Consider the following 10,571-nt stretch of genomic DNA (forward strand, 5'->3'; position numbering starts at 1 on the left):
AATGTCCAATTTATGACATTCATCCCCTTTTTAATTTATGATTATTACTTTTAAAAAATGGATTGAGTAATAACGTCAAGATGGCGAGCCCACCTTGTGTCAGGATAATCTTCTTGTCACTCGTGATACTGCCATATAGGGCAACGAGAATAATATAGGTCAGCATCATGGTGACAATCTCGACCGGGTTAGGGGAGACGTATAGCCCGTATAAGAGACCGACCCCAATCAACCCGTTATAGACGCCTTGATTTTTAAACAAAACCGATACCGAGTCCCTCGTCAGCTCGTCTTTCGACATGCGGAAGACACGTGACGTCGAGGAAGATGCCGTCGCGATCGTCTCTAAATAGAAGATATAGAAGAATTCGATGGCGACGAGCGTCCCGAGCACAAGGGTGAGCGTCGACATATTAGTTGACCGCTGCTACTTGTACGACCGGTTTCGCAGACACGTAGTTTGCGACGTTTTGTGCGAAGTTGATGAGGACCGGGTTTTGGTTGTGCTGCTCGAGAGCGGCTTGGTCTTCCCAGTTCTCGATCATGACGAAACGGTTCTCGACAGACGTTGACTCGTACAGGTCATATCCGACGCAGCCCGCCTCTTGTTTGGATGAGTCAATCAAGACTTGGATGTCACGCAAGAAGTTCTTGCGTTGTGATGCTTGGATATCGAATGTGGCGTTGACTAAGATCATGGTTGATTCCTCCGATTGTGTGTTGAATTATTTGAACGATGTGACTGTTTGAGCGTCAAGACGTACTGATTGGTAACCTTCTTCCGCGGCTTTGCCGAGAGACAAGATCATGACCGGTACGTAGCGATCTTTGTCGAGACCGAACGTTTCTGCGAGTTGCTCTTTCTCGAAACCACCGATTGGGTTCGTGTCATAGCCGTGTGCACGTGCCGTGAGCATGAATTGCATCGCTGCGAGACTCGCATCGATTTTCACGATGTCGTTCATCTCTTGTTTCGAGAGGTTTTTGTAGTAAGGGATGATCGCGCCGAGTTGCTGGTCACGAACTTCTTGTGGCATTTTGCCTTCTGCGACTGCTTGATCGTAGATTTGTTCGCCGTACTCGTAGCACTCCATGTCACCGAAGATGAGGAGCATCGCTGAAGATGAATCGTTTTGACGCGTGTTGAATTTGATGAGCGGCTTGAGCGTCTCTTTCGCTTCTGGGCTTTCGACGACGACGAAGCGCCACGGCTGCATGTTGACCGATGATGGGGCAGTTGTTGCTTCCTGAATCATCTCGAGCATCTCTTCTTGTGAGATTTTCACGTTCTCGTCATAGACACGGATTGATTTACGACCGAGCATAACGTCTTTGAATGTATTGTTTTCGAATGTAGTTGCCATTGGTAAATTCCTTCTTTCTCTGTTTAGGCGTGACTGTTCAATTTTTGAAGCAGTCCGGATAATTGATGAATCTCTTCAGCGGACAAGGCTTGTAAGACGAGGTGGTTGGCCTGTTCGTCTCGCTCGCAATCCCTTAGGTCTTGCTCTGCTTTCTCTGTCACACGGACGAACATCTCGCGATGGTTCTCCGCGTTCCGCTCTCTGACGACATACCCTTTCTCTTCAAGGATTTTCAAATGTCGGGTGATGGCAGCATTGTCGATTTTCATCTCTTCTTTGATCGCACGTTGCGAACAAACGCCTCGTTCTTTGACGACTTGTAACATCTCGTAGCGGGTCAGGCTGAAGCCCGTCTCCCGTTCGAACGACGATGCGACGTTTTGTTCCGCCAACTTGATTTGGTAAAGTAATCGGCTGATTTCACGTAGGTCCATTGCGTCCCACCTTTCTCAATTGACTTATCAATCGTTGACTTGTCAAACGATACAACGTTTTGGATTGCCTGTAAAGTCAAACGCTCAAAAAAAGACGACACCAAATTATCGTGTCGTCTCCTCTTCGATGGGGGTGCCATCAAATCGATATTCTGTCGTGAATGTCGTCTCGTCGAATCCATACATTCGGTCGTAGGCATTCAAGTCCTCAATCGTCCGCACGTCGAGGAAAGACGGGTCGATGTCAGACGCTTTGCGCGTGAACATCATGTACCGTTCTGTGTAATCGTCATTTCCTCCAGGCTTTCCGTCGAACGAGAAGTGAATCCAATAGACGTCAGACTCGACTTCACGGATGACGCTGAGAATCCGTTGTTTCTGTTCGTCCGTATTGTTCCAGTCTTCATGAAACATGATCGAGACGTCGAGATACGTTTTCGGATTTGTTTCATAAATGGACGTCGGGGTCGGGGAGATGTTTGCTTGCACATCATCGGACACGCCAATCGGCACTTCCGCACGGACCGTCTCTTCCTCTTTTAGGATTCCTTCCGACACGAGCCGTTCGTGAATCGTCCGCTCTGCCTCGCGTTCCCAATACGTCACGAGCACGTTATCGTGGATGGAGCCGTCCCCATACGTTACAAGATAATAAGTGCCGGCGAATGGTTCTTTCGTCAATGTCATTTCTCCGGTATAACCACCCATATGCCAGTCGCGAGATAGCTCGATGTCAGGTTGCTCATTATATGTTTCCTTCACATACGCATTATATGTCTCCCGTGCCTCTGACTTTTCAAGCGTTGTATATACGAAGAGACCGCCAGCAAGAAACCCACCGGCCATTCCTATCAGTAGTCGTTTTTTAATCATTTCGTCACCTCTCGTTCAATCTACCTGATATTGAAGGAGAATACCTCGGTCCAAAGTCTTATTCAAATCATTTCCATTTCGCTGTAAACTAAAAGTGCCCTCAAAGAACTATTGTAATTGCGTGTACTAATACATATAATACACTTAAAGAGTAACATTGATTATGAGAGGGTGTGACCCATGTTATACAAAATCGATATGAAAAGTTCAGAACCGCTATACGAGCAAATCGTCAATCAAACGAAAGAACTTGTTATCCGTGGAATTTTACGACCAGGAGATAAGGTGATGTCCGTGCGTGAACTCGCCACCGATCTCGTCATCAATCCAAATACGGTCAGTAAGGCGTATCAAGAGTTGGAACGGCTCGGGCTGCTCGAGATGCGACGTGGACGTGGGACGTTCGTCTCCGAGGACTGGGTGGACGATGATGCGGCACGTGAGCCGGTCATCGCCTCGATCAAAAAGATTGCGATTGATTGCCACTATGCGAACGTGCAGTTAGATGAAGCCATCGACGTATTGCGGACGGAATATGAGAAAGTAGGGAAAACCAATGCTGAAAGTTGAACAGTTAAGTAAAAAAATTGACCGACAGACGATTCTCGACCGCATCGACTTTACGGTCGAATCAGGAGAAATCATCGCGCTCGTCGGACGTAACGGTGCCGGTAAGACGACGCTTCTCCGGACGATGGTGGGCATCATCCGCCCAGATATGGGAGATGTGCTCTATGGATCGAAGAGTATCTTTAAAGATGCAGGGTTGAAGCGTGACGTCATCTTCGTACCGGATTCAGCCGACGCGCTTAAAAATTACACGGTGAATGAGGCAACGGACTTGTATGAGTCGATCTATCCGTCATTCAACCGTACCGTCTTCCGTGAGACATTAACGAGATACAACATCGACAACAAAAAGATTCGCCAACTTTCAAAAGGACAAAAGGCACTCGTCACGTTATCGCTCGCCTTCGCCGTCCAAGCGAAATACTACCTGCTCGACGAACCGACGGACGGTTTAGACGTCGTCGCCAAATCCGACGTGTTGAAACTGATGATTGCCCAAGTCGAGAATCGGAACTGCTCGATCATCGTCTCGAGTCACCAACTGCATGAACTCGAACGCATCGCTGACCGCATCATCATGATTGAAAATGGACGTGTCAAAGCGATCTTGTCGCTCGAAGAGGCACGTGCCCTCAGCATCAAGTGGCAAGTCGTCTTCAACGACCATGTCCCGGTCGAACTGCTCGAACGAAAAGATATCGAAATCATCAGCGTGACGGGACGTGTCGTGCTGTTCATGGCGAAAGAACGGACGGACGAGCTCGAAGCGTTCATCGATTCATACAATCCGATGCTCATCGAAGAGATTCCGATGTCTCTTGAAGACGTCTTCCGTGTCCAGTTAGGAGGAGAAGCCCATGTTGTCTAAGGTTTTGTTAAAGAAAGATTGGAAACAAGTGTCGCTGCTTTGGATGCTGCTCGTCTTCCTAGGCGTCGTCGCCTTCACAGTGCCAGTTTGGACACAATTCGAACAGTTTGATGAACAGATTAAAGATGCACGAGCGAATTCTGTAGATTACGGGATCCCGTTTGAAGAAAGAGATCGCCTTACGGTTGAGTCCTTCTTTGATCTCGATTCAAGCATCGCCTACTATATTGGGGATATTGGAAGTGTGATTCCTCTCGGTCCCGTTGTATTTTTGTTCGTCGTGTTTAGTGCACTCATGGCCACGTCGCTCATTGGTGCCGAACGAAACAGTCAAATGTCGGATTTTTCGATGTCGCTTCCGTTCACCCGGACCCAGCAGTACATATCAAAATGGGTAATGGGGGCAAGTGGAATCATCATGGCCACGCTGTTAGGAAGTATCGCGATGTTTGCATTGGTCGCCACTTCCCGTTATTCCTTCTTATTAGAAGGGACCGTTTTAAAATCGGTGGTGATTGTCCTGTACATCGCCTTGATTGGCATCTCGTTATTCTCGTTGGCTTTATGGATGGGGTCGTTCGGTGGGGAATCGATTTCTCAATCGGTGTGGTCGTTTGTCGCCTTGATTTTCCCGTTAGGTATTCTCGCATTGATTCAAGGATCGGCTTACTCGTTAACTGGTCGAGGTGATGCGTTGGGTTGGTTAATCGATTCAGCTTATGAAAGTGTATTTATTCAAGCCATCTCACCACTTGGTAACTTGATGAATTTATCTTTATATGAATACATTCAATCCGATCAGTATTGGCAAGAGTTCGTCACGATTAGCATTCCATCGTCTATCGTCTTTATTGCCTTGTCATTCTGGTTAGGAGCTTGGATGTACAATCGTGCACCACAAGAAAACAACGGTCGTTTCTTCATGTTCAACAACTGGTTATGGCTCGTTCACATCATCATCGTTGGATGTATCGCGATGTTCACAGGAATTGTGTTCACGACGTTCACGTATGAAGCGAATAGCGTGTTATATATGATCGGCTTTTTAATTGGTGCGTTCTTGGCACACTTGCTCGCCAAACGCTTGCTTTACCGCTTTAACTTAAGACTCAAATCGTAAGGAGGGACACCTATGAAACGCTTCTGTCTGTTGCTCGTACTCGTCATCTCACTGGCAGGGTGTATGAACCCCGAACCGGACGCCTTTGAATACAAAGGGGCGAAAGTCGGGGATAATGCGGCCGTCGTCGGCATTGCCGGAAGTTTGCCGCTACATGAATGCTATCGATCGGTCGAACTGCAGACGAAGAAGCGTCCTTATGGGTTGACCGTCCGTTACGAAGACCCGGGTATGGAACGAGCGGAACAAGAACATCTGGCGATTCGGAATGCGGCTGCCTATTTCACCCTCATCCCGAACGCCGAAATCGTCCGTTTTGCTTTCCCGAACCGGACCTATGCTTTCTCTCGACCCGAAATGGAGGCATGGTTCGGGACGGACTTCTCAAATATTCGTCATGAAAAAGAATTGCAACAACTTATGAATCAGAAGCTTGAAAAACTGGATTCGAAAGATTCCTATTTTAGGCGAGTATGACAGCGATTGGATGACAAATCCAATCGCTTTTTTTGATATTTTCTGAAAATTATCGGGTAAAGGGTAGATGAAAGCGTTTTCTTAGCATTATAATAGGGTTAACTGAATGAGTATTCATTTCCAAGGAGGAACAGCGATGAACAAACCGTGGTTACAAGATTATCCAGAAGGAATGCCCCAGTCAATCGATTATGAGGTAAAGCCGCTCTATGAGGCGTTGTCTCGCGCAGCAAAGGATTATCCGAATCGTACGGCCGTCTCCTTTATCGGAAAGGAGTGGACATTCGCGGAAATCGATGATGCCGCACGTCGACTCGGAACGATGCTTCAAGCGAAAGGGCTTGAAAAAGGCGACCGCGTCAGCCTCATGCTTCCGAACTGTCCTCAATACGTCATCTCGTTCTATGCCGTGCTCTATGCAGGTGGGACAGTCGTCCAGACGAACCCGCTCTATACGGAACGTGAGCTAGAAAACCTCGTCACGGACGCAGGTGTCAAAATCGTCATCACCCTCGATCTGTTATATCCGAAAACGCTTCGCGTCAGTGAGAAGACGGAGATTCAAACCGTGATCACGACGAGTATCGCTGATTACTTACCATTCCCGAAAAACAAACTGTATCCAATCAAAGTGAAACGTGAGAACAATATCGTCATCGATACGACCGGATCGACACCGTTCAAAGATTATAAGGACTTCAATCCTATCACGCCGCTCGACATCGATCCAAAAGAAGATGTCGCCGTTCTTCAATATACAGGGGGGACAACGGGACTTCCGAAAGGTGTCATGTTGACCCACTTCAATTTGACGGCGAATGCGGACCAGATCTCGAACTTATTCTATAAATACAATCGTGGGGACGAGAAGCGCGTCTTGTGCGTCGTGCCGTTCTTCCACGTCTACGGGATGTCGTGCTGTCTGAACTTTGGGGTGACGAACGGTTATGAGCTCGTCCTCGTTCCACGTTTCGAGGTGACGGATGTCTTAAAGACGATTCAGAAGAAAAAGCCACACTTCTTCCCGGGCGCGCCGACGATGTATGTCGGGATCTTGAACGACCCGAAACTGAAAAAGTATGACTTGTCTTCGATTGAAGCGTGTATCTCAGGTTCGGCACCGCTTCCGATTGAGGTGCAAGAGGAATTCGAGAAGATCACCGGCGGCCGCATCGTGGAAGGATATGGATTGTCTGAGACGTCCCCGGTCACACATGCGAACTTCTTATGGGATAAACGGATCGTCGGCTCGATCGGTGCCCCACTTTCGGATACTTCTGCTAAAATAGTAAAAGCAGATGGAGAGACGGAAGCGGACATCGGGGAAATCGGGGAGATCATGCTGAGCGGTCCGCAAGTCATGAAAGGCTACTGGCAGAAGCCGGAGGAGACGGCAGCCGTCTTGAAAGATGGGTGGCTCGCGACCGGTGACCTCGGCTACATGGGCGAGGACGGGTTCTTCTATATTGTCGACCGGAAGAAAGACATGATCATCGCAGGTGGCTTCAATGTGTATCCGCGTGAAATCGAAGAAGTGCTCTATGAACATCCGGCCGTGAAGGAAGCGGTCTGTATCGGTGTTCCGGATCCGTATCGGGGTGAGACGGTCAAGGCGTTCATCGTCCTTCGCGACGGCTCGAGCGTGACGGAGGAAGAACTCGACAAACATTGTCGTGAGAAGCTTGCTGCCTATAAAGTACCGAAGTTGTATGAGTTCCGTGACGAGTTGCCGAAGACGTTCGTCGGTAAGATTTTACGTCGTGTCCTCGTCGACGAAGAGAAGGCGAAACAAGTGAAACAAAGCAGTTGACACCAAGCGTACGCATGATAGAATAATAAATGAATGAACCATCATTCATTTTTCTGCAGCGGTAAGGAGCTTGGGGTTAATGACAAATCATATTTCGAAAAGTGACCGAATCATTGATGCGGCGGTCAAAGTAATTGCTAATCATGGCTATCACGGTGCAAAGGTGACAGCCATCGCTAAAGAGGCGGGTGTCGCGGACGGCACAATCTATTTGTACTTCAAAAACAAGGAGCATCTCTTAATCGAATTGTTCCAAGCGAAAATGGGGCTGTTCATCGACTACTCGAAACAACAAATCGGGAACGAGACGACGGCCGGAGATCAATTGTATCAGTTGATTGAATCGCATTTAAAGCAACTGTCGGCCGATTACGACCTCGCTGTCGTGACACAAATCGAATTGCGACAGTCGAATTTGGTGCTTCGCCAAAAAATCGGAGAAGTGCTCAAACCATATTTGAACTTAATCGATTCTGTCGTCAAGCATGGAATCGAGACAGGAGAGTTCGACAAGGATTTAGACTATCGACTCGCCCGTCAAATGATTTTTGGCACAATCGATGAGGTTGTGACGAGTTGGATGGCGAGCGGCTTCAAGTACGATCTGTTGTCGACGCTTCCAAATGTGCACCATATGTTAAAGAAGGGGCTTACGTAACAGTGAGCCCTATCACTAGCTCAAAAAATGAATGCTGATTCATGAATGATGGGAAAGAATTGACTAAAGGGGGATCAACCATGAATATTTTTGTTTTGCTGAAACGTACGTTTGATACTGAGGAAGCGATTCAGCTCGAGAATGGGGAAATTCAAGAAGACGGCGCTGAGTTCATCATCAACCCGTATGACGAATATGCGGTCGAAGAAGCGATTCAAAAACGTGACGCACTCGGGGGAGAGGTCACGGTCGTCACGGTAGGACCAGAAGACGCGGATAAAGAATTGCGTACAGCGCTTGCGATGGGAGCGGACAAAGCCGTTCGTATCTCAATCGAGGACGATGTTGAAGATGCGGACCATGTCACGATTTCAAAAGTGCTCGCCACATACTTGAAAGAACAAGACGCGGACCTCATCTTCGCAGGGAACGTAGCAATCGATGGCGGTAGCGGACAAGTCGCACCACGTGTCGCAGAACTTCTCGACATGAATTACGTGACGACGATCACAGGTCTTGAAATCGATGGCACAACGGCTACGGTCACACGTGACGTAGAAGGGGACACGGAAGTCATCGAAGTCGCACTCCCACTTCTCGTAACGGCACAACAAGGGTTGAACGAGCCGCGTTACCCGAGCTTGCCAGGGATCATGAAGGCGAAGAAGAAACCGCTCGAAGAACTCGAACTCATGGACATCGATCTCGATGAAGATGAAATCGAAGCGAAAATCGAGACGATTGAACGATTCTTGCCAGAAGAGAAGAAAGCCGGTCGCATCCTTGAAGGCGATATGTCGACACAAGTGAGCGAGCTCGTACAACTTCTTCGCACGGAAGCGAAAGTCATTTAAGGGGGAGATCATAGATGAAAGCTTTAGTACTCGCAGAAGCGCGTGAAGGCGCGTTACGTAACGTATCATTCGAAGCCATCGCTGCGGCGAAGCAATTGACAGACGATGTGACGGCAGTCGTGATTGGGGATCACGTGCAATCACTCGCACAAGAACTCGGGGAGTATGGCGCAAGCCGTGTCCTCGTCGTCGAAGATGATCGCCTCAAGCATTATACGCCAGACGGCTACGGACAAGTGCTCCGTCAGTTGATCGAGCAAGAAAATCCGGAAATGATCGTCCTCGGACACACGGCTCTCGGGAAAGACATCGCACCGAAACTTGCGGCACGTCTTGATGCCGGACTCATCAGTGACGTTGTCTCTATCGAAGGAACAGGACGCGACGCAGAGTTCGTTCGCCCAATCTACTCAGGGAAGGCGTTCGAGAAAGTGAAGTTCAAAGATTCGGTCATGTTCTTCACAATCCGTCCGAACAACATCGACGCACTCGCACGTCAAGCGGGCGCGAGTGTCTCTGTTGAAACGCCGGCGGTCGAATTGAAAGACCTCGCGATGATTGTCAAAGAAGTCGTGCGAAAAGCGACTGGGAAAGTGGATTTGGCGGAAGCGAAAGTCATCGTTGCAGGCGGACGTGGTGTCAAGAGCGAAGACGGATTCAAACCGCTTGAAGAGTTGGCTGAGCTTCTCGGAGGAGCGGTCGGTGCTTCACGTGGAGCATGTGACGCTGACTACTGCGATTACGCACTTCAAATCGGACAGACGGGTAAAGTCGTCACGCCAGACCTCTACATCGCATGCGGGATCTCAGGAGCGATTCAACACTTGGCTGGGATGAGTAACGCGAAAGTCATCGTCGCCATCAACAAGGACCCAGAAGCAAACATCTTCAGCGTGGCAGACTATGGCATCGTCGGCGACTTGTTCGATGTCGTCCCGATGTTGACAGAAGAGTTCCGTAAGCACCTCGTCAATAGCTAATAAGCAAAACGTTTTGGGGTTGTTACCCTCCGTGGTATACTCTGAACATGAATTGCATGAGAGTTCTTTATCAGGACTCTCTCATCTTATTGGGGAGGTTTTTACAAATGGCTATTAAACACGCAACGACTCAATCGTTTGAACAAGATGTAAAAGAGGGCGTCGTCCTCGTAGATTTCTGGGCAACTTGGTGTGGACCATGCCGCATGATCGCGCCAGTTCTCGAAGAACTCGATCAAGAAATGGGTGACCAAGTCCAAATCGTGAAACTCGACGTCGACGAAAACCCTGAAGTCGCAGGTGCTTTCCAAATCCAAAGTATCCCGACACTCATGATGTTCAAAGATGGCGAGCCTGTTTCGAAAACAATGGGCTTCCAACCAAAAGAAGCATTGAAAGAGTTTATCGCGACAGCACAATAATTGCGTAGCAGCCGACCTGAATCGGCTGCTTTTTTGTTTTGCGGAATAGAAAAGAAGGAAAAGGACAGGCAAGTAGGGAATAAGTTGAGTTGTTCCACGCACCCTCAATCCGGTCATATTCCGATACATAACGTCTGATTT

The 10,571-nt window shown here is 48.4% G+C and carries 14 protein-coding genes; 9 read left to right on the top strand and 5 right to left on the bottom strand.

All coding sequences use genetic code 11. From position 1 onward, the window contains the following. Positions 1 to 19: 19 nt before the first annotated feature. The 5 genes from EAT1B_RS13320 to EAT1B_RS13340 form a co-directional block, all read right to left on the bottom strand. Positions 20 to 412 carry a DUF1304 domain-containing protein gene (locus EAT1B_RS13320; protein ID WP_015881077.1) on the bottom strand — a complete coding sequence of 131 codons (393 nt, stop codon included), beginning with the start codon at positions 410 to 412 and terminating at the stop codon, positions 20 to 22. 1 nt (position 413) lies between these two features. Then, positions 414 to 698 carry a putative quinol monooxygenase gene (locus EAT1B_RS13325; protein WP_015881078.1) on the bottom strand — a complete coding sequence of 95 codons (285 nt, stop codon included), beginning with the start codon at positions 696 to 698 and terminating at the stop codon, positions 414 to 416. Between the two features lie 27 nt (positions 699 to 725). Next, positions 726 to 1,364, bottom strand: coding sequence for a nitroreductase family protein (locus EAT1B_RS13330; protein WP_015881079.1), 639 nt, complete (start codon positions 1,362 to 1,364; stop codon positions 726 to 728). A 23-nt stretch (positions 1,365 to 1,387) separates the two neighbouring features. After that, complete coding sequence (locus EAT1B_RS13335; protein WP_015881080.1) at positions 1,388 to 1,798, bottom strand: MarR family winged helix-turn-helix transcriptional regulator; 411 nt, start codon at positions 1,796 to 1,798, stop codon at positions 1,388 to 1,390. A gap of 105 nt (positions 1,799 to 1,903) precedes the next feature. After that, a complete protein-coding gene (locus EAT1B_RS13340) occupies positions 1,904 to 2,671 on the bottom strand; it encodes a hypothetical protein (RefSeq protein WP_015881081.1) in 768 nt (255 codons plus the stop codon). Positions 2,672 to 2,851: 180 nt separating this feature from the next. Here EAT1B_RS13340 and EAT1B_RS13345 point away from each other — a divergent pair, with 180 nt between their 5' ends. The 9 genes from EAT1B_RS13345 to trxA all read left to right on the top strand — a co-directional run bounded on the left by EAT1B_RS13345 (position 2,852) and on the right by trxA (position 10,430). Next, complete coding sequence (locus tag EAT1B_RS13345) at positions 2,852 to 3,241, top strand: GntR family transcriptional regulator (RefSeq protein WP_015881082.1); 390 nt, start codon at positions 2,852 to 2,854, stop codon at positions 3,239 to 3,241. Continuing rightward, positions 3,228 to 4,109 (top strand): ABC transporter ATP-binding protein, encoded by an 882-nt coding sequence (locus tag EAT1B_RS13350; protein WP_015881083.1) that lies wholly within the window; start codon positions 3,228 to 3,230, stop codon positions 4,107 to 4,109. Before EAT1B_RS13345 ends, EAT1B_RS13350 begins: the two co-directional genes overlap by 14 nt. Further along, entirely contained in the window at positions 4,099 to 5,229 is a 1,131-nt protein-coding gene (locus EAT1B_RS13355) for an ABC transporter permease subunit (protein ID WP_015881084.1), read from the top strand. The genes EAT1B_RS13350 and EAT1B_RS13355 overlap by 11 nt, the downstream gene beginning before the upstream one ends. A 12-nt stretch (positions 5,230 to 5,241) precedes the next feature. Next, positions 5,242 to 5,706, top strand: a complete 465-nt coding sequence (locus tag EAT1B_RS13360; RefSeq protein WP_015881085.1) for a DUF4825 domain-containing protein — start codon at positions 5,242 to 5,244, stop codon at positions 5,704 to 5,706. Positions 5,707 to 5,842: 136 nt separating this feature from the next. Beyond that, positions 5,843 to 7,516, top strand: coding sequence for an AMP-binding protein (locus EAT1B_RS13365; protein WP_015881086.1), 1,674 nt, complete (start codon positions 5,843 to 5,845; stop codon positions 7,514 to 7,516). A 79-nt stretch (positions 7,517 to 7,595) separates the two neighbouring features. Further along, positions 7,596 to 8,174, top strand: coding sequence for a TetR/AcrR family transcriptional regulator (locus tag EAT1B_RS13370; protein WP_015881087.1), 579 nt, complete (start codon positions 7,596 to 7,598; stop codon positions 8,172 to 8,174). 80 nt (positions 8,175 to 8,254) lie between these two features. Further along, positions 8,255 to 9,028 carry an electron transfer flavoprotein subunit beta/FixA family protein gene (locus EAT1B_RS13375; RefSeq protein WP_015881088.1) on the top strand — a complete coding sequence of 258 codons (774 nt, stop codon included), beginning with the start codon at positions 8,255 to 8,257 and terminating at the stop codon, positions 9,026 to 9,028. A 14-nt stretch (positions 9,029 to 9,042) separates the two neighbouring features. Then, the gene (locus tag EAT1B_RS13380; RefSeq protein WP_015881089.1) at positions 9,043 to 10,008 is read left to right on the top strand and encodes an electron transfer flavoprotein subunit alpha/FixB family protein; all 966 of its coding nucleotides are present in this window, start codon (positions 9,043 to 9,045) and stop codon (positions 10,006 to 10,008) included. 107 nt (positions 10,009 to 10,115) lie between these two features. After that, positions 10,116 to 10,430: a thioredoxin gene (trxA, locus tag EAT1B_RS13385; protein WP_015881090.1), complete on the top strand. Its 315-nt coding sequence runs from the start codon at positions 10,116 to 10,118 to the stop codon at positions 10,428 to 10,430. Positions 10,431 to 10,571: the final 141 nt, after the last annotated feature.

This window comes from Exiguobacterium sp. AT1b (genome assembly GCF_000023045.1).
GTDB lineage: Bacteria > Bacillota > Bacilli > Exiguobacteriales > Exiguobacteriaceae > Exiguobacterium.